This window comes from Massilia sp. WG5, assembly GCF_001412595.2.
Classification (GTDB): Bacteria; Pseudomonadota; Gammaproteobacteria; order Burkholderiales; family Burkholderiaceae_D; genus Telluria.
In genome coordinates, this window is sequence record NZ_CP012640.2 from 5,679,842 (window position 1) to 5,702,939 (window position 23,098).

A 23,098-nucleotide genomic window follows, 5' to 3' on the forward strand; every position below is an offset into this window, starting at 1 on the left:
ATGCTGATTGCCGTCGCCTGCCTGGTTGCGGCGCCCGCCCTGGCCGATGGCGGTTCTGCCGTTGCCACGTCTGCCGCGCCGATCGTGGTGTCCGGCACCGTCGCCGACGACGCCAGCAAGACGGCCCTGCTGGCGCGGCTGCGCGCCGTGTATGGCGCCGAGCGCGTGGTCGACCAGCTCGCGGTGGGTCGGGTATCGGCGCCGCCGAACTGGAACGAGCATGTCGCCCGGCTGATCGGGCCGAACCTGAAGCTGGTGAGCCGCGGCCAGCTGCAGGTCGACGGCACCAGCGTCAGCCTGCGCGGGGATGTCGCCAGCGACGCACAGAAGCAGCAGATCGCCAGCGAGCTGGCCCTGAACCTGGATGCCAGCTACACCATCAACAACGGCCTGCGGGTGGCGGTGTCGGAGCAGGGCATGCTGGACGCCGCGCTGGCCGACCGCATCATCGAGTTCGAATCGGGCAAGGCCACGCTGGCCGATTCCGGCAAGGCCATCCTCGACCAGATGAGCGTGGCCCTGCTGCGCCTGAAGGACAAGAAGGTCGAGGTGATCGGCCACACCGACAACGCCGGCTCGCGCGCCGGCAACCTCTCGCTGAGCCAGGCCCGCGCCGAGGCGGTCAAGGCCTATGTGGTCGGGCACGGCGTGCATCCGGACATGGTGTCGGTATCCGGCGAGGGACCGGATCGGCCGGTCGCCGACAACCGCACGCCGGAAGGGCGGGCGCGCAACCGGCGGATCGAGTTCAAGGTGGTGCAGTAGCCCGTCGTCCCCGCCTTCGCGGGGCGACGATTACGGCAGCGTGATCGTCACATTCGCCGACCGCGGCGGCAGCTTTACCAGGTCGTTGTAGCCGGCCATCGCCAGGTCCGTTTCGTGCGCCAGCGCCGTACGAAAGCCCAGGTAGCCGCCCAGGGTCACCACCGCGAACACCATCGACAGCGCCCATAGCGACAGGTCGCTGCCCAGCTTGTGCACGATCTGGTCGGGACGCCCGGCGTGCGGCGCAAAGCTGCGGCTTTTGCCGCGCATGCGCGCGATCTCGTCGCCCAGGCGCGCGGTCAGGTAGTTCAGCTTGTCGCGGCCGTCGAGCGCGAAGCGACCCTCGAAGCCCAGCAGCAGGCAGACGTGGAACACCTCCAGCGCCTGCAGGTGCACGCTGCCCTTGGCGCGCAGGTCCTCCAGGCGCTGGAAGAAGTGCTCGCCGGCGAGCTGGTCGCCGAACAGGCGCAGCTGCAGCGGGCGGGTCTCCCAGGCTTCGCGGATATCGTAGTCGGAGCGCAGGATGATCTCGTCGACCGCCGCGCAGAAGGCGTACTTGGCGGCGGTGACGTCGTCGGCCGGGATGCCGAGCGCCTTGGCGTTGCGGTCGACGTCGCCGAGGAAGCGCGTCATGTGCTCGGCGAAGGCGGTCTTGTCGTGCGGGCCGCAGCCGTTCTTCAGCAGGAACAGCGCATAGAAGCCCTCGTACATGATGTCGACGAGGGAGGTGGGAGTGCTGCCCGAGGCATTGCGGCTGCCGGGCGGGGGCGGGGCGGCGCGGCGTTCGACGTGGTGGCTCATGCTGCGATTCCGATGAGTTCGAGTTTGAGGTCGCGGATCCCGTTCGGGACATAGATCGAGATCGCCTGGGCTTTCAGCATGCTTTCGTACAGCACGCCGCGGTTTTCCAGCACAAAGTAATAGGTGTCGGGCCGCACCGGCACCGCGCTCGGCACCTGCGGCGCGTGCACCAGGCGCACGCCGGGCATGGCCGACAGCACCAGCTTGTCGACGTCCTCCGGCGCGCCGATCTTGAAGCGCAGCGGCACGATCTCGACCAGCTGCAGGGCTGCCATGTCGGCCGACACGCCCAGGAACAGCGTGGTCTGGGCGTTGATCTTGCCGGAGTCGAGCGCGCCCAGGTGATAGGACGGGCGCTCGTTCGACAGCGCGATCGAGAAGTACTTCGCCGAGATCACCGTGTCCAGCAGCTCGCGCAGGATGGCGTCCAGGCGGGCGAAGGCCGGGCCCGGATCCTGGTGCACATAGGCCGGCAGGTCTTCCAGCCTGCTGCTGCGCGAGAAGGTCATCAGGCCGCCGGCAAGCCCGAGCAGCTCCTGGAACAGGCGCTCGGGATGCAGGTCGCGGTGAGCCAGGAAGTGGGTCAGGGTGGCATAAGCGCTGCTGACCGTGTGCAGCAGCCAGAACGAGGCGACGTCGCCGCCGCGCAGCTCGACCACGTTCTTGCTCGGCTCGCGATAGTGGCCGTACAGCGCGTTCACCTTGGCCAGCAGCTTTTCCATCATGCGCGCCAGTTGCGCGTGCAGCCCGGGCGCGCCCTCGATCGACAGGCTGGGCGGGACGAAGGCATGGTCGACTTCGAAACCGCCGGTAGCGACGCGGCGCAGGCGCACCAGCGGGATGGTCTCGTAGACTTCGAGCGGCTCCAGTTCCGACACCAGCCGCAGGTTCCTGGTGAGATAGGCGACCGGCGCGCTGGCGGCGTCGGTGAACAGGTCGAAGGTGTCGTGTTCAACCTGGCCGAAGCGGGCGTCGGCGCGCGCCTCGCCGCGCACGGCGCAGTTCTCGCCGTGGTCCTTGAAAGCCGGCAGGGCGGCGTGGAAGGTGAGCGTCTGCACCGAGGAGGGCAGTTCGCCGAGGCGCACCTGGGACGGCAGGGCGTCGCGGTCGGGTGCGTGCACGATGTCGCCGTCGGGGAAGATCAGCGAGAGTTCGGTGATGCGCAGGGTGTCGGCCTTGAGCGCGTCCAGGTCGAGTTCGAGCTTGCGTACGCCCCAGGAGTAGGGATGCAGGGCGGTCGCGGTGTCGTTCAGGCGTGCTTCGTGGTAGCGGTCCTGCTGTTGGAAATGCTGGGGACGCAGGAACAGTCCTTCGCCCCACAAGACCTTCGATGGTGGTTTCACGGATGCCTCGCGCAGATGTCACAAAACTCTAGCTTGGGGGAAACCACACAGGCTTCATTGACATCGGACAAGGCGGCCGCCTGCGGACGCGGGACCGGCTCCGGCGCTTGCACGCATCACGCAGGCGTGCAGGCCGATGGTCACGCCGGCCTGTTCCGCCTCGGGCGCGGCGAAGGCCAGGCGCCAGCCCTGCGGCAGCGGCGAATGGAACAGCGCGACGACGCCCAGCCAGCCGGCCTCGCGCGGCAGCTTTTCGTTCAGTTCCAGCCGTTGGCCCGGCACCAGGGTCAGCTCGCGCACCTCGACCAGGTCTGCGCCCAGCGCTTCGCGCTCGCTCTGCGGCGACAGGAAAGCAGAGTAGGGCGTCTGCTCGAAAGCGGCGCGCTGGCGCAGCTTGTACACGCGCACCACCAGGGCCAGCGGCTGGCCGCGCGCATCCAGGTTCAGGCGCTTGGCGGCGTGCAGGCGCAGCGCCACCTGGCGTGGCGCAAGCTGGGCCTCGGGCACGGGCGGGGGCTTGCGCAGGCCGGCGGCTTCCAGCAGGCCGCCCGCCGATGGCCCGGCGGCGCCGGCGCAGCCGCCAAGGGTCAGGGCCAGAAACAGTCCGGGCAGGGAAAGAGGGAGGCGGACAGGAGCCATGGCGCGCAGTTTCCTTTGGTAAATGAGCCGACAGCGACATTCAACAGGATCGCAACTTGCGCACGCTGAGCACGCGCAAGCCGGCGCTTCGACGAGGCGCAATTGCCTAAAAAACTTCAGTTGAGGTCACGCAATTCTTCGTGGAAACCACGCGCCAATAATGGCGCTTGATTTCACCTAGGGAGAGCCAGATGAAGTTCCAACGCTTGATGCCGAGTCTAGTCTGTGTCGCGTTCCTGTCGGCCTGCGCCAGCACCGGGCAGGTCGCCGGCGGCGGCAGGCCGGCGACCACCATGGCTGCCGCGATGGCCGAGGTCGACGCCGCCGTGATGGCGAATCAGAACGACAAGGCCTATGCCTTGCTGAAGAGCGCCGGCAATGCCTTCCCCACCGACAAGACCCCGTGGGTCAGGATGGCGCAGATGCGCTTCGACAGCACCGATTACGGCGAAGCCATCGTCAACGCCCTGGAAGCGCTGGAGCGCGACCCGGACGACACCCTGGCCAACAGCATCGTTGCCGTCAGCGGCCTGCGCGTGACCAGCAAGGCGCTGGCCGACCTGAGCCAGAAGAACAACCTGAGCGGCAATGTGCGCACCGAGGCCCAGGAACTGGCCAAGCTGCTGCGCAGCAGCCTGGGCGAAGAGGTGCTGGTCGCGAATGGCGCCCGTTCCGCCGCCGTGCGGCCCAAGGATGCGCCGTCCCGCAAGGTGATCGCGACCCCGCCGGCCCGCGCCGCCAGCAACGATCCCTTCGGGGCCCTGAAGTAAACCCAGCCTGGAGCCGACATGCCCAAGAATGAAAGCGTGCAGAAACGCCTGCAGAAGGTCCGCGCCCCGCGCGTGCAGATGACCTACGACGTCGAGATCGGCGACGCCATCGAGAACAAGGAGCTGCCCTTCGTGGTCGGCGTGCTGGGCGACTTCGGCAGCGATCCGGAGGCGGTCAGGAAGCGCCTGAAGGACCGCAACTTCGTCAGCATCGACGCCGACAACTTCGACGAGGTGATGAACGGCGTGGCCCCGGTCGCCAACTTCCGCGTCGAGAACCACCTGTCGCCGGAGGGCGGCGAATTCGCGCTCAGCCTGCAGTTCCGCGAGATGGCCGATTTTCGTCCCGAGTCGGTGGTGCAGCAGGTGGCGCCCCTGAAAGGCCTGCTGGACGCGCGCAGCAAGCTGGCCGACCTGCGCAACAAGCTGGCCGGAAACGACAAGCTGGAAGACATCCTGAACGACGTGCTGACCAATACCGAAAAGCTGGACAGCCTGCGCAAGACCAGGGAGGACGCACATGACGGCGATGAATGAAATGAGCGCCAGCCCCTCGGCCGGGCATGACGCGGCCGGCGCGCTCGAACTCGACACCGGTCTGCTCGACCAGATCGTCGAGCAGAGCCGGGTGGCGAAGTCCAGCAGCGAACACGAACGGGCGCGCGACATCATCTCCGAACTGGTGACCCAGGTGATGGCGGGCACCATGGTCATCTCCAGCAACCTGTCGGCGGCGATCGATGCGCGCCTGGCGGAGCTGGACCGCATGATCTCGAGCCAGCTCTCGAGCATCATGCATGCGCCCGAGTTCCAGAAGCTCGAGCGCAGCTGGACCGGCCTGCACTACCTGGTGAAGAACACCGCGACCTCCAGTTCCCTGCAGATCCGCATGCTCAACGCCACCAAGCGCGAGCTGGTGAAGGACTTCCAGTCGGCGCTGGAATTCGACCAGAGCAGCCTGTTCAAGAAGATCTACGAAGAGGAATTCGGCACCTTCGGCGGTGCGCCCTACGGCGCCCTGATCGGCGACTTCGAGGTCAGCCGCCAGCCCGAGGACGTGTATTTCCTGGAGCAGATGTCGCACGTGGCCGCGGCCAGCCACGCGCCTTTCATCACCTCGTCGGCGCCGGAACTGTTCGGCGTCGAGAGTTTCGGCGACCTCGGCAAGCCGCGCGACCTGGCCAAGGTCTTCGACACCGTCGAATACGCGAAGTGGAAGGCGTTCCGCGAGTCGGAGGATTCGCGCTACGTCGGCCTGACCCTGCCGCGCTTCCTCGGGCGCCTGCCGTACAACCCGATGGACGGCATGGCCACCGAAGGCTTCAACTTCGTCGAGGATGTCGACGGCAGCGACCACCAGAAGTACCTGTGGTGTAACGCCGCCTATGCTTTCGCCACCAAGCTCACCAAGGCCTTCGAGGACTACGGCTGGTGTGCGGCGATCCGCGGCGTCGAGGGCGGCGGCCTGGTCGAGAACCTGCCGACCCACACCTTCAAGACCGACGACGGCGAAGTGGCGCTGAAGTGCCCGACCGAGCTGGCGATCACCGACCGCCGCGAAAAGGAGCTGTCCGACCTCGGCTTCATCTCGCTGGTCCACTGCAAGAACACCTCGTACGCGGCCTTCTTCGGCGCCCAGTCGGCGCAGAAGCCGCGCAAGTACGCGAACGACGCCGCCAACGCCAACGCGCTGCTGTCCTCGCAGCTGCAATACATCTTCGCGGTCTCGCGCATCGCCCACTACATGAAGGCCATGATGCGGGACAAGATCGGCAGCTTCGCCGCCGCCTCGAATGTCGAGGATTACCTCAATCGCTGGTTAACCCAATATGTGCTGCTGGACGATAACGCGAGCCAGGAACAGAAGGCCCAGTTCCCGCTGCGCGAGGCCAGCGTGCAGGTGGCGGAAGTGCCGGGCCGTCCCGGCGTCTACCGCGCGGTGTCCTTCCTGCGCCCGCATTTCCAGCTCGACGAGCTGTCCGTTTCGCTCCGACTGGTCGCGGAGTTGCCGCAATCGACCAAATCCTGATTCTTCATTCAAACACAACACTGGAGTACGACATGGCAATTGACGTGTACCTGCAAATCGACGGCATCAAGGGCGAATCGATGGACGACAGGCACAAGGACTGGATCGAATGCAAATCGGTGGGCTGGGGCGTGACCCAGCCGAAGTCGGCGACCTCGTCGACCGGCGGCGGCCACACCGCCGAGCGCTGCGAGTACACCGAGCTGATGGTCACCAAGCTGGCCGACCTGTCCTCGCCGGTGCTGCTGCAGACCTGCTCGTCCGGCAAGACGATCCCCAAGGCCAAGCTCGAATTCATGCGCGCCGATGGCCAGGGCGAGCGCGTCAAGTACTTCGAGGTCGAACTCGAGAACGTGCTGATCGGTTCGGTCCAGTCGGCCGTGTCGGAAGGCGATTTCATGTCCGAGAACGTGGGCCTGAAGTTCTCGAAGGTGAAGTTCAAGTACACCCAGCAGAAGATCGGCGGCGGCGCCGGCGGCAATACCTCGGGCGGCTGGGACCTGGCGTCGAACAAGGTGGCCTGATCCGATTGCCTCAGTGCGTGCTGGATGCGCTCTGTCGCCAGCGCGCTTGCCGCGGCCTCGTGCCGCGGTCTTTTTTTGAAGGATGAGATCGACGATGGACATCAACCTGAAGACCCTGATCGGCAAGCTGAACGACACCACCCGGGCCGCGGCGACGCGTGCGGCCGGCATCTGCGTCGGCTTCGGGCAATTCGAAGTCGACATCGAACACCTGTTCCTGGCCCTGCTGGAGCAGCCGGCCAGCGATGTCGTGGTGGCCGCGCGCGCCGCCGGGATCAGCCTGACCGCCTTCGAGACCGACCTGCGCAGGGAAGTCGAGCGCCTGCCTGCCGGCAGCAGCCGCACCCCGGTCTTTTCGCGCCACCTGCCGCTGCTGTTCGAGCACGCCTGGCTGATCGCCTCGCTGGGCCAGCCGGCGCCCGGCCAGGAACAGCGGATCCGCAGCGGCCACCTGCTGCTCGCGCTGCTGGCCGAACCGGGCTTGGCCCAGCTGGCCCAGCGCGCGTCAAGCTGCTTCATGACCTTTCCGCTCGACCGCCTGAAGCATGACTTCGACAAGCTGACCCGCGGCTCCTGCGAGGCGTCGCCCGTGGCCGACGGCGCCGTGCCGGCGGCGGCCGGCGACCCGGTCGGCGAACTGCGCTCAGGCGCGCCGGGCAGGACGCCCGCGCTCGACCAGTACACCACCTGCCTGACCGCGCGCGCGCGCGACGGCAAGGTCGACCCGGTGATCGGGCGTGATGCCGAGATCCGCCAGGTGATCGATATCCTGATGCGGCGGCGCCAGAACAATCCGATCCTGACCGGCGAGGCCGGCGTCGGCAAGACCGCCGTGGTCGAGGGACTGGCGCTGCGCATCGCCCTGGGGGATGTGCCGGATGTCCTGCGCGGCGTCGAGATCCATACGTTGGACATGGGCCTGCTCCAGGCCGGCGCCAGCGTCAAGGGCGAGTTCGAGAACCGCCTCAAGAACGTGATCGACGAGGTGGGCAAGAGCCTGCACCCGGTCATCCTCTTCATCGACGAGGCCCATACCATGATCGGCGCCGGCGGGGCGGCGGGCCAGAACGACGCCGCCAACCTGCTGAAACCGGCCCTCGCGCGCGGCGAGCTGCGCACCATCGCGGCCACCACCTGGGGCGAGTACAAGAAGTATTTCGAGAAGGACGCCGCGCTGGCGCGCCGCTTCCAGGTCGTCAAGGTCGACGAGCCGGACGAGGACACCGCCTGCGCCATGCTGCGCGCGATGGCGCCGCTGATGGAAAAGCACTTCGGCGTGCGCATCTTCGACGAGGCGATCCGCGAGGCCGTGCGCCTGTCGCACCGCTACATCAGCGGGCGCCAGCTGCCGGACAAGGCGGTCAGCGTGCTGGACACCGCCTGCGCCAAGGTGGCGCTCGGGCAGAGGGCGACGCCGGCGACGCTGGAAGAGGCGACGCGCGGCCTGGAGCGGCTCGATGTCCGGATCAGCGCCCTGGTGCGCGAGCAGAGCGGCGGCGCCGACCACGCGGACGCGCTGCAGCGGCTGCATGCCGAACGCGTAGCCGGGCTGAAGGAACAGGAACGCCTGCGTGCGCAATGGGATCGCGAGCAGGCCTTGTCCGCCGAGATCCACGCGACCCGCGCCCGCCTCGAAGCCGGCGACGGCAGCAGCAGCGCATTGCAGGCCCTGATCGGTGAATTGCGCACGCTGCAGGGCGACGCCCCGCTGGTGCCGCTGCAGGTCGACGGGCACACGGTGGCCGGCATCGTCGCCAGCTGGACCGGGATCCCGCTGGGGCGCATGGTGAAGGACGAGATCCGCACCGTGATGAACCTGCGGGGAATGCTGGACGAGCGCATCCTCGGCCAGGGCCACGCCATCGGCATCGTGGCCCAGCGCGTGCGCACCGCGCGCGCCAACCTGGAGGATCCGGACAAGCCGAAGGGCGTGTTCCTGTTCGTCGGCAGCTCCGGGGTCGGCAAGACCGAGACCGCGCTGGCCCTGGCCGACCTGCTGTACGGCGGCGAGCGCAAGCTGGTCACCATCAATATGAGCGAATACCAGGAAGCGCACAGCGTCTCCGGGCTGAAGGGCTCGCCGCCCGGCTATGTCGGCTATGGCGAGGGCGGGGTGCTGACCGAGGCGGTACGGCGCAACCCCTACAGCGTGGTGCTGCTCGACGAGGTGGAAAAGGCGCACAGCGACGTCCTCGAGCTGTTCTTCCAGGTGTTCGACAAGGGCGTGCTGGACGATGCCGAAGGGCGCCAGATCGACTTCCGCAACACGGTCATCATCCTGACCTCGAACGTGGCCTCCAGCCAGATCATGCAGGCCTGCCTGAACAAGCCGGCGGCCGAGCGCCCCTCTCCGGAGCAGCTGGCGGAGCTGATCCGGCCCGCCCTGATGAAGCACTTCAAGCCGGCCTTCCTCGGACGCCTGACGGTGGTGCCCTTCTATCCGATCGACGACGAGGTGCTGGCCAACATCATCCGCCTCAAGCTCGAGCGCATCAAGGCGCGGGTGGCGGCCAACCACAATGCGGCTTTCCTGTACGACGACGCGCTGGTGAACGCCGTGCTGGCGCGCTGCACCGAGGTCGATTCGGGCGCGCGCAACGTCGACACCATCCTGAACGGCACGCTGCTGCCCGAGATTGCCGACAACGTGCTGGCGGCGATGGCGGCGGGCGGCGGCGTCAGGCAGATCAAGGTCAGCGCGACCAGGGGCGGCAAGATCAAGTACGCCGTCGAGCCGGCATGAGGAGGGCGCCATGCTGAACCTGGAAAAGCTGCTGGCGCCGATCGGCGGTGCGCGGCCCTGCGGCGAAGACCTCGCATTCTCGAGCGAAATCGACGCCATCGTGCGCGCCCGCCAGGCCGACGATCCCTCGCTGGAGCAGGGCGCCTGGGTCACCGAGCTGAAGGAGGCCGACTGGAAGTTCGTGGCGAAGCAGTGCGCCCAGCTGATCGAGCAGCGCAGCAAGGACCTGCAGCTGGCCGTGTGGCTGGCCGAGGCCGAGGCCAGGACCGGCGGCCTGCGCGGCCTGGCCGACAGCCTGCTGCTGGTCGCCGCGCTGTGCGAGCGCTGGTGGGACGGCCTGTATCCGCTGCCGGACGAGGATGGCCACGAGCGCCGCATCGGCAACCTGGCCTGGCTGGCCGCGCGCATCGCACCGCTGTTGCGCGAAGTGCCGCTGACGGAAAGCCAGGCTGGCCATCCCGGGCATGCGCTGCGCGACTTCGACGTCGCCCGCATGCATGGCGGCGACGAGCTGGCGAAGCTGGAAACGGCCAGGGCGCGCAGCTCGCCCGCCTTTTACGCGGGACTGCTGCGCGACTGCGAGCACTGCACCGGCGCCCTCGAACGCATCGAGCACAGCGTCGACGAACGCCTGGGCGTGGACGGACCGAGCTTCAGCGCCGCCAAGTCCGGCCTGCAAAGCCTGCTGCTGTTCGTGAAGCCGATGGTGAAAGAGGGCGGCGCCACCGCCGCGGCTGCGCCTGCGGCGCCAAGCGCCGCTGCGCCTTCATCGGTAGCGGCGGCGCCGGCAGGGGTGGCGGGCGGACCGCTGGTGTCGCGCACCGAGGCCCTGGCCCAGCTGCGGGAAGTCGCCGCGTTCTTCCGCCGCACCGAGCCGCACAGCCCGGTGGCCTATCTCGCGGAAAAAGCCGCGCACTGGGGCGAACAGCCCCTGCACGTGTGGCTGCGTTCGGTGGTGAAGGACGATGCCTCGTTCGCCCACATCGAAGAGATGCTGGGCGTCGCGCAGCAGTCCGCGGAATGAGGCCGCGCACTGCCGCGTGCAGGTGCGTAAAGGCGCGCGCCGGTCAGGACTTCGGCGCCTGGCCGGCCGCCGTGTTCAGCTGCGAGCTGGCGCGCGCGACCTGTTCCTCGACGCGGCGCATGGCGTCGCGGGTGGACTGGGTCACCTGTTCGTAGCCCTTGAAGGCGTTGTCGATCGCCGCCTTGATGATCTCGACCGCGTTTTCCTGGCCCGGCTTGACGTTCTGGGTGACGTCGTAGATCAGGGCCGACAGGGTGTTCTTCGCTTCCACCAGGTGGGTGTCGGCGGCCTGCTGGAAATCCTTCTGGATGTCGGCGACGATCTGGCGCAGCTGCTCGCCGTAGGCCTGGGCGTCCTGCACGCCCGGCTGCAGGCGCGCGGACAGGCTGTCGAGCGCCGCCTTCGCATCAGCCGCCTGGCTCATCTGGCGGCTGGCGGCGAGCGCGTTGTCCATCGAATTCTTCGCGGTTGCCATGTTCAGGGCCACCACCTGCTCGACGCCCTGCACGGCCTTGCTGGCCAGGGCATTGAAGGTCTCTACCTGCAGGTCGAACAGGGTCTTGGTGGCGTTGGCGAATTGCTCGGGATTGGTAAACATCGTATCTCCTCGGTTGGTTTTCCTGCGGCGGTACTGAATGTTTTGTCTTTCTACATTATTTCTCGGGCTTGCGTATTTCGCAACGGGCATCACGATAGGGGCCGGAAAACCTGGCCCAGCCCGGGCCGAGCGGCGTCTGCGAGCAGACCAGGTCGCCGGTGGCCTTGCTGCGCCACTGATACCAGGGCGCCGGCGCGGCGTTCAGGACGACGGGGCTGGCCAGGGCCAGGCCCAGCGCGATGACGGCGATCTTGCTCATGTTCGTACTCATGTGCCGAGCTTGACGCCAGCGGAGCGCCAAGTCAAGCTCGGTGCCCGTCTTGACCTTACCACGATGGGAAGGTGTATCCTGTCCCGGATGGTCGAATGGAGGAAGGGAAATGTTGAATATCGGCGAGGCGGCGCAGGCATCGGGCGTGTCGGCCAAGATGATCCGGCACTACGAATCGATCGGGCTGCTGCCGGCGGCGCAGCGCACGGCGGCCGGCTACCGGGTCTACGGCGAGCAGGACGTGCGCCTGCTGCAGTTCATCCACCGCGGCCGCGCGCTCGGCTTCCCGCTCGAAAAGATCGCCGGGCTGCTGGCCCTGTGGCAGGACCAGGACCGCGCCAGCGCCGACGTGCGCCGCCTGGCCGAACAGCATATCGCGGAGCTGGACCGCAAGATCGGCGAACTGCAGGCCATGAAGCGCACTCTGGAATCGCTGGCCAGCTCCTGCCACGGCGACCAGCGTTCCGATTGCCCGATCCTGGACGACCTGGCGACGCACTAAATCGGAGCGGCCAGTACGGAGAGACGAATGCAACGCCGCCACGCGGGCTTTATTAGCCGCGACAAAAACGCAAAACGCCGCAATCCTTGAGCAAAGATTGCGGCGTTTTGCGCCGATGGTTCATCTTGTGATGAGTCCGGAGGCTTTTGCAAGCCGGGTAGCATTTGGTGCCCACGGAGGGACTCGAACCCCCACACCTCGCGGCACATGGACCTGAACCATGCGCGTCTACCAATTCCGCCACGTGGGCATATCAAACAACAGGTACAGCAATTACTACGGTAGCATTTGGTGCCCACGGAGGGACTCGAACCCCCACACCTCGCGGCACATGGACCTGAACCATGCGCGTCTACCAATTCCGCCACGTGGGCATATCAAACAACCGGTACAACCGAACTACAACAAGCAGGTAGCTTTTGGTGCCCACGGAGGGACTCGAACCCCCACACCTCGCGGCACATGGACCTGAACCATGCGCGTCTACCAATTCCGCCACGTGGGCATATCAAACTGCTTTCAATGTCTGCAAGACCGGCTTTGGTGCCCACGGAGGGACTCGAACCCCCACACCTCGCGGCACATGGACCTGAACCATGCGCGTCTACCAATTCCGCCACGTGGGCCGGGTCTTGCAATCATCGCTCGACGTTGCCGTCGAATTCCGCTACGATATCAGGCTTTGCCGATTTGCGCTAGACCAACTTTCGTTCGTCCAAAACGCCGGCTGCAGCTTCGCAACATCCCCGCATTCGGCTGTGCCGTTTGCGAAGAGACCGAAAGTATAGCGGATGATTGGCAAATGTCAAAGGCCCTGCGAAACACTACTGACGGGTGACCGCGTCACGCTTGGACGGTTCGCGTTAGGCGAATACGCCAGTCCTCCGTTACACTACGCCTGTCAAGGTGTCAATCCAACCAACATTGCGCTACCGGCCAAACGTGCGAAGCACGGGCAGGCGGCGCGTCACTGGCTCAACAAGAATAGAACAGAACACGATTTGAAGCACCCAACCTATACCATTCCAAGCCGCGAGGAGATTCTCGGCATTTTCCGCGATGCCAAGGGGCCGCTCGATAGCGGCGCACTGGCACGCGCCCTGCAGGTCGATCCCGAAGCGGAGGGCGTGCTCACGCGCCGCCTGAATGCGATGGAGCGTGACGGTCAGATCCGCTCGAACCCCGCCGGCCAGTATGCGTTGACGGACCATTCGAGCTTCATCTCGGGCCGCGTCAGCGCGCACCGCGACGGCTTCGGCTTCGTGATCCCGGACGAACCCGGCGAAGACCTGTTCCTGCCCGATAAGGAAATGCAGAAGGTCCTGAATGGCGACCGCGTGCTGGCGCGCGTGGTCGGCACCGACCGCCGCGGCCGTCCGGAAGGCACGATCGTCGAAGTCACCGAGCGCGCCAACACCCATGTGATCGGCCGCCTGCTGCAGGAAAACGGCGTCTGGATCGTCGCGCCCGAAGACAAGCGTATCGCCCAGGACATCCTGGTGGACGGATCGCCGGGCAAGGCGAAGGCCGGGCAGGTGGTCAGCGTCGAGCTGGTCGAACAGCCCTCGCGCTTCCGCCAGCCGACCGGCAGGGTGGTCGAGGTGCTGGGCGAGCTGGACGACCCCGGCATGGAAATCGAGATCGCGGTGCGCAAGTTCGGCGTGCCGCACGTGTTCTCGCAGGCTGCGCAGAAGCAGGCCGGCAAGCTGCCGAACGAAGTCCGCGACGGCGACCTGGGCAACCGTGTCGACCTGCGCGACGTGCCGCTGGTGACCATCGACGGCGAGGACGCGCGCGACTTCGACGACGCGGTCTACTGCGAACCCGTCAAGATCGGCCGCACCAGGGGCTACCGCCTGCTGGTGGCGATCGCCGACGTCAGCCATTACGTGAAGCCGGGCGATGGCCTCGACGGCGATGCGATCGAGCGCTCGACCTCGGTCTACTTCCCGCGCCGCGTGATCCCGATGCTGCCGGAGAAGCTGTCGAACGGCCTGTGCTCGCTGAACCCGGCGGTCGACCGCCTGTGCCTGGTGTGCGACATGGTCGTCACGGCAAGCGGCGAAGTCTCGGCCTACCAGTTCTACCCGGCCGTGATGCACTCGGCGGCGCGCCTGACCTATAACGAGGTCGCCGCCATCCTCGGCAACACCAAGGGGCCGGAAGCGGGCCGCCGTCCCGGCATCGTGCCGCACCTGCTGAACCTGAACGAGGTGTTCCGCGCGCTGTTGCAGCAACGCCAGAAGCGCGGCGCGATCGACTTCGAGACCACCGAGACCTACATTGTCTGCAATCCGATGGGCAAGATCGAGAAGATCATCCCGCGCACCCGCAACGACGCGCACCGCCTGATCGAAGAGTGCATGCTGGCGGCGAACGTCTGCGCGGCCGACTTCCTGATCCGCCACGACCAGCCGAGCACCTTCCGCATCCACGCGGTGCCGACCGAGGAAAAGCTGAACCAGCTGCGCACCTTCCTGAAGCAGGTCGGCCTGAACCTGGGCGGCGGCAACAAGCCGGAAGCGCGCGACTACGCCGAGCTGATGCACAAGATCAAGGAACGCCCGGATGCGACCCTGCTGCAGACCATGCTGCTGCGTTCGATGCAGCAGGCGGTCTACAGCCCGGACAACGTCGGCCACTTCGGCCTGGCCTACGAGCACTACGCCCACTTCACCAGCCCGATCCGCCGCTATCCGGACCTGCTGACCCACCGTGCGATCAAGGCGGTCCTGCTCGGCAAGAAGTACGAGCCGACCAATATCGACCTGTCGAAGCTGAACACCACGGTGTCGAACGCGACCCGCAAGCAGCAGGCCAAGGACAAGGCGGCCGGCAAGCAGAAGGATCCGAAGGACCTGACGATCTGGGATGCGTTGGGCGTGCACTGCTCGGCCAACGAGCGCCGCGCCGACGAAGCTTCGCGCGACGTCGAGAACTGGCTCAAGTGCTACTACATGAAGGACCGCCTGGGCGAGGAGTTCACCGGCGTGATCTCGGGCGTAACCCCGTTCGGCATCTTCGTGCAGCTCGACGAGCTGTTCGTCGAGGGCCTGGTGCACGTCACCGGCCTGGGACAGGATTATTTCGAGTACGACGAAGCGCGCCATGAGCTGCGCGGCAAGAACAGCGGCCAGGTGTATGCCTTGACCGGCCGCGTGACGGTGCAGGTGGCGCGCGTCGACCTCGAGGCGCGCAAGATCGACCTGGTGCTGGCGCAGCCGAGCGAACAGAAGGCCGTGCCGGCCCCGCTCGAGCGCGCCCGCGCCGCCGCGCTGGACGCGCTGGAGCCGAAGCCGCCGCGCCGCCGCAAGGCCAAGGGCGGGCTGAACGGCGGCGCCGTTGCGCCGGTCCCGGCTTCGCCGCAGCAGGTGCATGGCATGAAGGGCGAGCCGCCGGTGCCGCCCGACTTCAGCACCAGCGACGAGAGCGAGGACGACATCGTCTTCGTGCCGCCGACGCGCCGCGGCGCCAAGCCGGCCGCGAAGAAAGACGCGCCGACCGGGAACGCGGGCAAGAAAACCGCAGCAAAACAGAGCGCTCCCAAAAAGAGCGCCGCGAAGGCCCCCAAGGCCGCCTCCAAAACCAGTAGAAAGAGCAGTAAGTAATACATGAAAAATAAAATGATTTTCGGCTTCCATGCGGTGACCTCGCGGCTGCGCCACGAGGCCCAATCGGTGGAAGAGATCTTCGTCGACGCCGGCCGCCAGGACCGCCGCATGCAGGACCTGATCGCCAACGCCAAGCAGGCCGGCGTGCGCGTGATGCCGGTCGATGCCGAGCGTCTCGACAAGATCGTCGGCACCCGCCGCCACCAGGGCGTGATCGCCTTCGCCAGCCAGCTGACCCTGGCGCGCAACCTGGACGAGCTGCTGGATGCGGTGGAAGGCCCGCCGCTGCTGCTGATCCTGGACGGCATCACCGATCCGCACAACCTGGGCGCCTGCCTGCGCGTGGCCGACGGCGTCGGCGCGCATGCCGTGATCGCGCCGAAGGACCGCTCGGTCGGCCTGAACGCCACCGCCGCCAAGGTCGCCAGCGGCGCCGCCGAGACCGTCCCCTACATCACCGTGACCAATCTGGCGCGCACCATGCGCGACCTGAAGGACCGCGGCATCTGGCTGATCGGCACCTCCGACGACGCCGACAAGGGCCTGTACGAAGGCGATTTCACGGGCCCGACCGCGCTGGTGATGGGCTCGGAAGGCGAGGGCATGCGCCGCCTGACCAGGGAGACCTGCGACCTGCTGGTCAGTATCCCGATGTTCGGCTCGGTCGAGAGCCTGAACGTGTCGGTGGCCTCGGGCGTCTGCCTGTACGAGGCGCGCCGCCAGCGCCTGGCGCTGGAGCCCAAATAAGGTCGCTCCCGCGAAGGCGGGGGCAAGTTATCTTTGCCTGTCAAGCAGGGGCGGCGCGGATACGTTACCATCTCGCCTATGTTTTTTTCCAAGCTGCGCGAAGATATCCAGAGCATCATCGAACGCGACCCGGCCGCACGCAACGGCTGGGAGGTGCTCACCTGCTACCCCGGACTGCATGCGGTCGTCATGCACGGCTGGGCGCATGCCTGCTGGCGGGCCGGCCTCAAGTGGCCCGGACGCTTCATTTCCTACCTGGCCCGCATCCTGACCGGGATCGAGATCCACCCCGGCGCGACGATCGGCCGGCGGGTGTTCATCGACCACGGCTTCGGGGTGGTGATCGGCGAGACCGCCGTGGTCGGCGACGACTGCACCATCTACCAGGGCGTGACCCTGGGCGGCACCACCCTGGTGGCCGGCACCAAGCGCCACCCGACGCTCGAGCGCGGCGTGATCGTCGGTGCCGGCGCCCAGGTGCTGGGCGCCTTCACGGTGGGCGAGTATGCGAAGGTCGGCTCGAATGCGGTGGTGGTCAAGCCGGTGCCTGCCGGCGCCACCGCGGTCGGCAATCCGGCCCACATCGTGCGCAAGGAAGACCAGGTGCGCAGCGCCCAGATGTTCGCGGCCTACGGCGTCACGCCGAACGGCGACGATCCGCTGTCGAAGGCCCTGCGCAACCTGATCAACCACGTGGCCTGCCAGGACGAGCAGATCGAGCGCCTGTGCTCGACCATCAAGGCGGCCGGCATCTCCTGCGCCGGACTGGGCGAGACCGACAGGCTCGATCAGGACCAGCTCAACCGGCTGGTCGACTGAGCAATTCAACCAATCAAATGAGCAGATAAGCCGATGAGCGAAAACAGCGACATCCCCGCCAGCTTCGACCCGGCGTCAAGCCTGGACCCCAACGAGATCCGCGTGCTGGCCGTGCTGGCCGAAAAAGAAGCGCTCACGCCCGACAATTATCCGATGTCGCTGAATGCGGTCATGAACGGCTGCAACCAGCTGTCCAGCCGCGATCCGGTGATGCAGCTGTCCGAGGACGTGGTCCACGACACCCTGCAGCGCCTCATGCAGCGCAAGCTGGTGGGCAGCATGTCGCAGGCCGGCGCGCGCGTCATCAAGTACGAGCACCGCATGCGCATCAAATGGTCGCTCGAGCAGGACAAGGTGGCGGTGCTGACCGTGCTGATGCTGCGCGGCCTGCAGACCGCCGGCGAGATCCGCTCGCGCAGCGGACGCCTGCATGACTTCAAGTCGGTGGCCGAGGCGGAGAGCGCGCTGCAGTTCCTGATCGATAAATACCCGCCGCTGGTGGCCCGCCTCGAGCGTGCGCCCGGCACCAAGGAGCCGCGCTACGGCCAGCTGCTGGGCGGCGAGATCGACCTCGCGCGCGCCGATGCCGCGCCGTCCTCCGCCGGGGGCGGCGCTGTGGGCGGACGAACCGCCCAGCTCGAGCAGGAAGTGGCCGCGCTGCGCGCCGAGGTCGACGAACTCAAGGCGCAGTTCGCGGCCTTCCGCCAGCAGTTCGAGTAAGCCCGCTCATGGCCTGACGTGCTCCACCAGGTCCATGGTATCGGCCCGGGGAGCGACGGCCGGCGCGGCGGCCGGCGCGTAGTCCAGCTCGACGATGGCGTCGTTGCTCCAGCTGGCGTCGCCGATCGGCAGGCGGAAGCGTTTGCCCTCGACCTCCAGCGCCTTGTTGCGATCGCCCTCGCGCAGCGTCGCCGCGCGCAGCTCGGCGGCGGCGCCGTGCGACCAGTTGCGGTCGCCGCCGTTCGGCGTCTCGCCCTTGAACCACGAGCACCAGTCGGTGGTCAGCAGCAGGCTGTTGACCAGGGCGTTCGCCCAGAACGGAATCTCTTCCTTGGCGATCGCGATCTTGACCTGGCAATCGAGGCGTACGTCGCCCATCCGGTACCGGTTGTCGGGCAGGCCCGGCGTGCGGACATAGGTGTCGAAACGGGCCTCGCGCTTCTTGCGGTTCAGGACCAGTTCGGCCCTGGCGTCGTACGCCGCCTGGCTGCGCGGCACCGAAAAGCGCAGGTCCTGGTCGAGCACCAGGGGAATCGAGAAGTCGTCCGCGGCGATGCGCGCGGCCAGCGGCTCGCCGCCCAGCGTCTTGCCGTCCGGCGGGCGCACCAGGAAGCGCAGCTGCGGCACGCCAGGGGCGAGCGCGTGCAGCTCGTCGAACTTGTCGAGGCCGGCGACGACCGCGCGGTAGGTGTACAGCTCCGGGTTCTTGATGGCGTTGATGTGGACGGTGCCGGGTTCGTCCTTGTCCGGCGCCGCCGCGCCGGCGGGAAGCGCCAGCACGCTTCCCGCGGCCAGGACGAGATACAGGCTGGCGTGTATCTTGCGCATGCTGGCCTCAGCCTTCGTCGCGCCAGCGGCGCAGGCGGATCGCGGCGAAGATCATGGCGCCGCCGAGCAGCGCGCCGATCCAGGCCTTGGCGGTGGCGAGGGTCATCCAGGAAGCCAGGAACAGGCCCTGCACGTCGACACCGTTCTCGTTCGGATGCAGCCCGGCCGGCACGCCGCCGGTGAAGGAGAACCAGATGCCCGGCACCAGGCCGCCGAGGGCGCGGCCGACGACTTCATTGGCGAACCACTGCACGTCCAGCGCGTCGTGCTCGAAGCCGCCCAGCGCCATGCTGATCCATTTCGCCAGCAGCAGCACCATCAGCGGCGCCCCGACCGCCCACAGGAAGGGCTTGGTCCTGGCCCAGCTCGACACCAGCAGCAGCCAGCCGACGGTCGGCAGCGCCCAGACGGCGTACACCGGCAGCAGGGCGACCAGGCGCAGCGGCTGCAGGTAGAGGTTCGGCGAAGCGAGCAGGGCGCCGAACATGTTCACGCCGGCGAAGGACAGGATCGCGCAGCCGATCAGCAGCAGGCCGAGCGAGGCCGCGAAGGCGAAGGCGATCGCGATCAGGGGCGCCACGCAGACCGCGGTCAGCACCTTCGACAGCACGGTCATGCCGTCCGAGACCGGCAGCGACTTCCAGAACAGGATGCTGCGGTCGCGGCGCTCGTCGTACAGCGCGCCGAGGCAGTAGAAGAAGATGACCACCGCCATCAGCAGCATCAGCGGCGAGCCGGCGGCCACGTACATGCCGCTGGCGACATCGACCACCTTGTCCTTCATCTCGAGCGGCATCGCCGAGGCCAGGCCCGTGTGGGTGACCGTGCGGCCGTTGATGGTCATGTGCGAGGGGCCGTGCATGCCCAGGCCGTACACCAGCGAGCCGCCGACGAACAGCACCAGCACGGCGGCGACGATCACCTGGGCCCAGAACATCGATCCCTTGTGCTCCCAGAACTCGCGGCGGAGCAGCCATTTCATGGTCAGGGTGTTCATGCGTAGCTTCCTTTCATGGTCGCCACGAACAGGTCGGCGACGCTGGGGTTGCGGGTTTCGCCGAGGGCGGCGAGCTGCTGGCGCGAGGCGCTGCCCGGCGCGGCCGAATCGAACAGCATCACGGCCTTGCCGAACACGGTGCGGCGGTCGATCGGCGAGAGCGCATTGGCGGCGCTGATCTTGTCCTGCGAGACCATCACCTCGACATAGCGCTCGCCGATCTCTTCCATCGACGCGGCCAGCACGATCTTGCCGTCGCGGATGAACATCAGGTCGGTCAGGATGTGCTCGACTTCCTCGACCTGGTGGGTGGTGATGACGATGGTCTTGTGCTCGTCAAAATAGTCTTCCAGCAGGTTCTGGTAGAACTGCTTGCGGTAGATGATGTCGAGCCCAAGGGTCGGCTCGTCGAGCACGAGGAGCTTGGCCTCGATCGCCATCACCAGGGCCAGGTGCAGTTGCACGATCATGCCCTTCGACATTTCCTTGACCTTCATGGTCGGCTTCAGCTTGGTGTTCGCGATGTAGCGCTCGGCGCGCTCGCGGTTGAAGCGCGGGTGCACGCCCTGCACGAAGTCGACCGCATCCTTGACGCGCAGCCAGCGCGGCAGGATCGCGACGTCGGCGATGAAGCAGACGTCCTGCATCAGGTCGTCGCGCTGGGTGCGCGGGTCGAAGCCCAGCACCGACAGCTGGCCGTCGAAGGGGATCAGGCCGAGGGCGGCCTTCAGGGTGGTGGTCTTGCCCGAGCCGTTCGGGCCGATCAGCCCGACGATGCGGCCGGCCGGGATCTCGAAGTCGATGCCGTCGACGGCGACGCGCTTGCCGTAGCGCTTGGCCAGGCCTTTGGCGGAGAGGACGGTGCTCATGCCTGGCCTCCGTGTTCGCCCAGCGCCTGGTCGCGCATCAGGAGGTCGACGTTCAGGCCGAGGCGGCGGATGCGTTCCAGCATCGCCGGCCATTCCTCGCGCAGGAAGCGTTCGCGTTCGCTTGCCAGCAGTTTTTCGCTGGCGCCTTCAGTGACATACATACCGATCCCCCTTCTTTTTTCTACTAAGTTGTCGTCGACCAGTTCCTGGTAAGCCTTCGAGACCGTGATCGGGTTCAGCTGGTACTCGGCGGCCACCTGGCGCACCGAGGGCAGCGGGTCGCCGGCCTTGAGCGCGCCGTCGAGCATCATGCCGATCACCTTCTCCTTCAATTGCCGATAAATCGGCGCGTTATCGTTCCAGCCGATTGTCATTGCCGGCTCCTCGTGGTTGCGGTGCAGATGGGTGGAACCATGCCTGCCTCCTCGTTGGTGGGTGTTGCGTTGGTGCTGTATTGCGGTGGTGTTGTAGTGAAGTATAACACTAGGCCCGAAACGTTCAACAAGTTTTCAATGCATACGTCAGAGGTGGCGGGCGCGCTGCTTCAGGAGAGGATGCGGCCGTCCAGGCCGTGGCGGGTGATCGCGCCATCCGCGTCGATCGCGATCCAGCCGCCGCGCGCCGGTTCGGCATCGAGTTCCCAGTCCGGCAGCACATAGCGGCGGCGGCCGGTCGCCGGGTCCTGGTGCAGGGCGGGGCGGTGGGTGTGGCCGTGGATGATCACGTCGGCCTGCGTCGCCTCGTGCAGGGCGTTCACCGCGTCGCCGGTCACGTCCATGATCTCGCAGGTCTTTTCGCCCTGCGCCTTGCGGCTGCCTTCGCGCAGGCCGGCGATGATGGCCTTGCGCTGCGCCAGCGGCATGCCCAGGAACTGCTGCTGCCAGCCTGGCTCGCGCACCTGGGCGCGGAAGGCCATGTAGTTGAGGTCGCCGGTGCACTGGGCGTCGCCGTGGGCCAGGGCGATGGCCTGGCCCTTGACCCTGACGACGTGCGGATCGGCCAGCAGGGTCAGGCCGGCGGCGCGGGCGAAGTCCTGGCCGACCAGGAAGTCGCGGTTGCCGGCCATCCAGTACACGGCCACCCCGGCGTCGGCGAGCGCGCGCAGGGCGCTGACGATGCGCTGGTGGAAGGGCGTGTCGAGGTCGTCGTCGCCGGCCCAGTATTCGAAGATATCGCCGAGCAGGTAGAGCGCTTCGGCATGGGAGGCATGCTCGGCCAGGAAGCGGAAGAAGGCTTCGGCCGTCTGCGGATGCGATTCCTGCAGGTGCAGGTCGGAAATGAAGAGCGCAAGCGTGCGCGCGGGACTGTTCATCGGTATTCGGTGGACGGTCCCACGCGTTACTTGGATAAAAACTTACTGCCTGATCAGACGATCTCGGCCTTTTCGATGATCACGGCCTCGGCCGGCACGTCCGAGTGCATGCCCGAGCGGCCGGTCTTGACGGCGTTGATCTGGTCGACCACGTCCTGGCCTTCGACAACCTTGCCGAACACGGCATAGCCCCAGCCGTCCTGGCCCGGGTAGTTCAGGAAGTCGTTGTTCTTGGTGTTGATGAAGAACTGGGCCGAGGCCGAGTGCGGGGCCATGGTGCGGGCCATCGCGATGGTGTACTTGTCGTTCTTCAGGCCATTCTTGGCTTCGTTCTCGACGGTCTTGTCGGCCGGCTTCTGCGACATGTTCGGCTCGAAGCCGCCGCCCTGGATCATGAAGTCCTTGATGACGCGGTGGAAGATCGTGTTGCTGAAGTGACCTTGATTGACGTATTCAACGAAGTTGGCAACGGTCTTCGGCGCTTTCGCGTCGTCGAGTTCGATCTTGATGTTGCCCTTGTTGGTGGTCATGAGTACGGTGGTCATGGTTTGTCCTGTGCCTTATTGTTAAGAGTTCGGTATTTTACTTCGCTTTGACGATGGTCGCGGACTTGATCACGACTGGCGTGACCGGCACGTTCTCCATGCCGTGCACGTCGTCCACCAGCACGCCCTTGATCTTGTCGACCACTTCCTGGCCTTTCACGACCTTGCCGAACACGGCGTAGCCCGAGCCGTTCATGTTCGGGAAGTCCAGGCCCGGATTGTCGACTACATTGATGAAGAACTGCGAGGTGGCGGTGTCCGGATTCGACTCGCGCGCCATCGCGACGGTATAGGCAGCGTTCGACAAGCCGTTGTCCGATTCGTTCTTGATCGGCGGACGGGTCTTGCGCCCGTGCAGTTGGGCGTCCATGCCGCCGGCCTGGATCATGAAGCCATCGATGACGCGGTGGAACACCGTGCCCTTGTAGAATCCCGCTTTCACGTACTGGAGGAAGTTCTCGACCGTCTTCGGCGCCTTTTCCTGGTTCAGTTCCAGCACGATCTCGCCCATCGATGTTTTCAGCGAGACCTGCGGATCTGCTGCCCAGGCCGCCGTCGACAGCAGGATGGCGCCGGCAGCGACCGCGATACGGGGCAACAGCTGGGTCAAAACGCGGGTGCGGGGCGGTTTCATGATGTGC

24 protein-coding genes and 4 tRNA genes are annotated in these 23,098 nt (G+C 66.6%); 12 read left to right on the plus strand and 16 right to left on the minus strand.

Going from position 1 to position 23,098, the window contains the following annotated elements; translation table 11 throughout:
* Positions 1-765: an OmpA family protein gene (locus AM586_RS25300; protein WP_052233294.1), complete on the plus strand. Its 765-nt coding sequence runs from the start codon at positions 1-3 to the stop codon at positions 763-765.
* A gap of 30 nt (positions 766-795) precedes the next feature.
* On the opposite strand, the gene icmH is transcribed toward AM586_RS25300, so the two are convergent.
* The 3 genes from icmH to tssJ are packed head-to-tail and all read right to left on the minus strand — an operon-like array spanning position 796 to position 3,548.
* Positions 796-1,566, minus strand: a complete 771-nt coding sequence (icmH, locus tag AM586_RS25305; protein ID WP_047822279.1) for a type IVB secretion system protein IcmH/DotU — start codon at positions 1,564-1,566, stop codon at positions 796-798.
* Positions 1,563-2,909: a type VI secretion system baseplate subunit TssK gene (gene tssK / locus AM586_RS25310; RefSeq protein WP_047822281.1), complete on the minus strand. Its 1,347-nt coding sequence runs from the start codon at positions 2,907-2,909 to the stop codon at positions 1,563-1,565. The genes icmH and tssK overlap by 4 nt, the downstream gene beginning before the upstream one ends.
* 54 nt (positions 2,910-2,963) lie before the next feature.
* Positions 2,964-3,548, minus strand: coding sequence for a type VI secretion system lipoprotein TssJ (gene tssJ, locus AM586_RS25315; RefSeq protein ID WP_047822283.1), 585 nt, complete (start codon positions 3,546-3,548; stop codon positions 2,964-2,966).
* 191 nt (positions 3,549-3,739) lie between these two features.
* Between tssJ and AM586_RS25320 the strand changes: the two genes are divergently transcribed.
* From AM586_RS25320 to tssA, 6 genes are all read left to right on the plus strand, one after another.
* The gene (locus tag AM586_RS25320) at positions 3,740-4,318 is read left to right on the plus strand and encodes a M48 family metallopeptidase (protein ID WP_047822285.1); all 579 of its coding nucleotides are present in this window, start codon (positions 3,740-3,742) and stop codon (positions 4,316-4,318) included.
* An 18-nt stretch (positions 4,319-4,336) separates the two neighbouring features.
* Positions 4,337-4,855 carry a type VI secretion system contractile sheath small subunit gene (gene tssB / locus AM586_RS25325; protein ID WP_047822287.1) on the plus strand — a complete coding sequence of 173 codons (519 nt, stop codon included), beginning with the start codon at positions 4,337-4,339 and terminating at the stop codon, positions 4,853-4,855.
* Position 4,856: 1 nt separating this feature from the next.
* On the plus strand, positions 4,857-6,347 hold the full coding sequence (gene tssC / locus AM586_RS25330; protein ID WP_047822289.1) for a type VI secretion system contractile sheath large subunit: 1,491 nt from the start codon (positions 4,857-4,859) through the stop codon (positions 6,345-6,347).
* 32 nt (positions 6,348-6,379) lie between these two features.
* Positions 6,380-6,871, plus strand: coding sequence for a type VI secretion system tube protein Hcp (locus AM586_RS25335; RefSeq protein ID WP_047822291.1), 492 nt, complete (start codon positions 6,380-6,382; stop codon positions 6,869-6,871).
* A gap of 94 nt (positions 6,872-6,965) precedes the next feature.
* Positions 6,966-9,614 (plus strand): type VI secretion system ATPase TssH, encoded by a 2,649-nt coding sequence (tssH, locus tag AM586_RS25340; protein ID WP_047822293.1) that lies wholly within the window; start codon positions 6,966-6,968, stop codon positions 9,612-9,614.
* A gap of 10 nt (positions 9,615-9,624) precedes the next feature.
* Complete coding sequence (tssA, locus tag AM586_RS25345) at positions 9,625-10,638, plus strand: type VI secretion system protein TssA (RefSeq protein ID WP_047822295.1); 1,014 nt, start codon at positions 9,625-9,627, stop codon at positions 10,636-10,638.
* A 43-nt stretch (positions 10,639-10,681) separates the two neighbouring features.
* Here tssA and AM586_RS25350 read toward each other — a convergent pair whose 3' ends face one another.
* Positions 10,682-11,236, minus strand: coding sequence for a phasin family protein (locus tag AM586_RS25350; protein ID WP_047822296.1), 555 nt, complete (start codon positions 11,234-11,236; stop codon positions 10,682-10,684).
* Positions 11,237-11,291: 55 nt separating this feature from the next.
* Complete coding sequence (locus tag AM586_RS25355; RefSeq protein WP_047822297.1) at positions 11,292-11,495, minus strand: hypothetical protein; 204 nt, start codon at positions 11,493-11,495, stop codon at positions 11,292-11,294.
* A gap of 121 nt (positions 11,496-11,616) precedes the next feature.
* Here AM586_RS25355 and cueR point away from each other — a divergent pair, with 121 nt between their 5' ends.
* Positions 11,617-12,009 carry a Cu(I)-responsive transcriptional regulator gene (gene cueR, locus AM586_RS25360; RefSeq protein WP_197416373.1) on the plus strand — a complete coding sequence of 131 codons (393 nt, stop codon included), beginning with the start codon at positions 11,617-11,619 and terminating at the stop codon, positions 12,007-12,009.
* Between the two features lie 165 nt (positions 12,010-12,174).
* Here cueR and AM586_RS25365 read toward each other — a convergent pair.
* The 4 genes from AM586_RS25365 to AM586_RS25380 form a co-directional block, all read right to left on the minus strand.
* A tRNA-Leu gene (locus AM586_RS25365) sits at positions 12,175-12,259 on the minus strand.
* Between the two features lie 39 nt (positions 12,260-12,298).
* Positions 12,299-12,383, minus strand: a tRNA-Leu gene (locus AM586_RS25370).
* Positions 12,384-12,429: 46 nt separating this feature from the next.
* Positions 12,430-12,514 (minus strand) — tRNA-Leu (locus AM586_RS25375).
* 36 nt (positions 12,515-12,550) lie between these two features.
* Positions 12,551-12,635 (minus strand) — tRNA-Leu (locus AM586_RS25380).
* Positions 12,636-13,010: 375 nt separating this feature from the next.
* Here AM586_RS25380 and rnr point away from each other — a divergent pair.
* The 4 genes from rnr (at position 13,011) to AM586_RS25400 (ending at position 17,906) form a co-directional block, all read left to right on the plus strand.
* Complete coding sequence (rnr, locus tag AM586_RS25385) at positions 13,011-15,617, plus strand: ribonuclease R (protein WP_047822299.1); 2,607 nt, start codon at positions 13,011-13,013, stop codon at positions 15,615-15,617.
* A 3-nt stretch (positions 15,618-15,620) separates the two neighbouring features.
* Complete coding sequence (gene rlmB / locus AM586_RS25390) at positions 15,621-16,367, plus strand: 23S rRNA (guanosine(2251)-2'-O)-methyltransferase RlmB (protein ID WP_047822301.1); 747 nt, start codon at positions 15,621-15,623, stop codon at positions 16,365-16,367.
* Positions 16,368-16,445: 78 nt separating this feature from the next.
* The gene (gene cysE, locus AM586_RS25395) at positions 16,446-17,186 is read left to right on the plus strand and encodes a serine O-acetyltransferase (protein ID WP_047822303.1); all 741 of its coding nucleotides are present in this window, start codon (positions 16,446-16,448) and stop codon (positions 17,184-17,186) included.
* A gap of 33 nt (positions 17,187-17,219) precedes the next feature.
* Entirely contained in the window at positions 17,220-17,906 is a 687-nt protein-coding gene (locus AM586_RS25400; protein ID WP_047822305.1) for a YceH family protein, read from the plus strand.
* 6 nt (positions 17,907-17,912) lie between these two features.
* Here the strand turns inward: AM586_RS25400 and AM586_RS25405 are convergent, their stop codons facing one another.
* From AM586_RS25405 to AM586_RS25435, 7 genes are all read right to left on the minus strand, one after another.
* Positions 17,913-18,734 carry a hypothetical protein gene (locus AM586_RS25405; RefSeq protein ID WP_052233295.1) on the minus strand — a complete coding sequence of 274 codons (822 nt, stop codon included), beginning with the start codon at positions 18,732-18,734 and terminating at the stop codon, positions 17,913-17,915.
* A 7-nt stretch (positions 18,735-18,741) separates the two neighbouring features.
* On the minus strand, positions 18,742-19,731 hold the full coding sequence (locus AM586_RS25410; protein WP_047822307.1) for a hypothetical protein: 990 nt from the start codon (positions 19,729-19,731) through the stop codon (positions 18,742-18,744).
* Positions 19,728-20,600 carry an ABC transporter ATP-binding protein gene (locus tag AM586_RS25415; RefSeq protein WP_047822309.1) on the minus strand — a complete coding sequence of 291 codons (873 nt, stop codon included), beginning with the start codon at positions 20,598-20,600 and terminating at the stop codon, positions 19,728-19,730. Before AM586_RS25415 ends, AM586_RS25410 begins: the two co-directional genes overlap by 4 nt.
* The gene (locus AM586_RS25420; RefSeq protein WP_047822311.1) at positions 20,597-20,974 is read right to left on the minus strand and encodes a GntR family transcriptional regulator; all 378 of its coding nucleotides are present in this window, start codon (positions 20,972-20,974) and stop codon (positions 20,597-20,599) included. The genes AM586_RS25415 and AM586_RS25420 overlap by 4 nt, the downstream gene beginning before the upstream one ends.
* Positions 20,975-21,144: 170 nt before the next feature.
* The gene (locus AM586_RS25425) at positions 21,145-21,912 is read right to left on the minus strand and encodes a UDP-2,3-diacylglucosamine diphosphatase (protein WP_047822312.1); all 768 of its coding nucleotides are present in this window, start codon (positions 21,910-21,912) and stop codon (positions 21,145-21,147) included.
* A gap of 53 nt (positions 21,913-21,965) precedes the next feature.
* Positions 21,966-22,457, minus strand: a complete 492-nt coding sequence (locus tag AM586_RS25430) for a peptidylprolyl isomerase (RefSeq protein ID WP_047822314.1) — start codon at positions 22,455-22,457, stop codon at positions 21,966-21,968.
* Positions 22,458-22,494: 37 nt separating this feature from the next.
* Positions 22,495-23,091, minus strand: coding sequence for a peptidylprolyl isomerase (locus AM586_RS25435; RefSeq protein ID WP_109370603.1), 597 nt, complete (start codon positions 23,089-23,091; stop codon positions 22,495-22,497).
* Between the last annotated feature and the right edge of the window lie 7 nt (positions 23,092-23,098).

Coding starts and splice junctions, on each gene's coding strand:
- tssB (WP_047822287.1), top strand. CDS start 4,337: ATGCCCAAGAATGAAAGCGTGCAGAAACGCCTGCAGAAGGTCCGCGCC.
- AM586_RS25300 (WP_052233294.1), top strand. CDS start 1: ATGCTGATTGCCGTCGCCTGCCTGGTTGCGGCGCCCGCCCTGGCCGAT.
- AM586_RS25415 (WP_047822309.1), bottom strand. CDS start 20,600: ATGAGCACCGTCCTCTCCGCCAAAGGCCTGGCCAAGCGCTACGGCAAG.
- cueR (WP_197416373.1), top strand. CDS start 11,617: ATGTTGAATATCGGCGAGGCGGCGCAGGCATCGGGCGTGTCGGCCAAG.
- tssJ (WP_047822283.1), bottom strand. CDS start 3,548: ATGGCTCCTGTCCGCCTCCCTCTTTCCCTGCCCGGACTGTTTCTGGCC.
- rlmB (WP_047822301.1), top strand. CDS start 15,621: ATGAAAAATAAAATGATTTTCGGCTTCCATGCGGTGACCTCGCGGCTG.
- tssC (WP_047822289.1), top strand. CDS start 4,857: ATGAGCGCCAGCCCCTCGGCCGGGCATGACGCGGCCGGCGCGCTCGAA.
- AM586_RS25320 (WP_047822285.1), top strand. CDS start 3,740: ATGAAGTTCCAACGCTTGATGCCGAGTCTAGTCTGTGTCGCGTTCCTG.
- AM586_RS25400 (WP_047822305.1), top strand. CDS start 17,220: ATGAGCGAAAACAGCGACATCCCCGCCAGCTTCGACCCGGCGTCAAGC.
- AM586_RS25350 (WP_047822296.1), bottom strand. CDS start 11,236: ATGTTTACCAATCCCGAGCAATTCGCCAACGCCACCAAGACCCTGTTC.
- AM586_RS25335 (WP_047822291.1), top strand. CDS start 6,380: ATGGCAATTGACGTGTACCTGCAAATCGACGGCATCAAGGGCGAATCG.
- tssA (WP_047822295.1), top strand. CDS start 9,625: ATGCTGAACCTGGAAAAGCTGCTGGCGCCGATCGGCGGTGCGCGGCCC.
- AM586_RS25430 (WP_047822314.1), bottom strand. CDS start 22,457: ATGACCACCGTACTCATGACCACCAACAAGGGCAACATCAAGATCGAA.
- icmH (WP_047822279.1), bottom strand. CDS start 1,566: ATGAGCCACCACGTCGAACGCCGCGCCGCCCCGCCCCCGCCCGGCAGC.
- AM586_RS25420 (WP_047822311.1), bottom strand. CDS start 20,974: ATGACAATCGGCTGGAACGATAACGCGCCGATTTATCGGCAATTGAAG.
- AM586_RS25410 (WP_047822307.1), bottom strand. CDS start 19,731: ATGAACACCCTGACCATGAAATGGCTGCTCCGCCGCGAGTTCTGGGAG.
- AM586_RS25355 (WP_047822297.1), bottom strand. CDS start 11,495: ATGAGCAAGATCGCCGTCATCGCGCTGGGCCTGGCCCTGGCCAGCCCC.
- AM586_RS25425 (WP_047822312.1), bottom strand. CDS start 21,912: ATGAACAGTCCCGCGCGCACGCTTGCGCTCTTCATTTCCGACCTGCAC.
- AM586_RS25405 (WP_052233295.1), bottom strand. CDS start 18,734: ATGCGCAAGATACACGCCAGCCTGTATCTCGTCCTGGCCGCGGGAAGC.
- cysE (WP_047822303.1), top strand. CDS start 16,446: ATGTTTTTTTCCAAGCTGCGCGAAGATATCCAGAGCATCATCGAACGC.
- AM586_RS25435 (WP_109370603.1), bottom strand. CDS start 23,091: ATGAAACCGCCCCGCACCCGCGTTTTGACCCAGCTGTTGCCCCGTATC.
- tssH (WP_047822293.1), top strand. CDS start 6,966: ATGGACATCAACCTGAAGACCCTGATCGGCAAGCTGAACGACACCACC.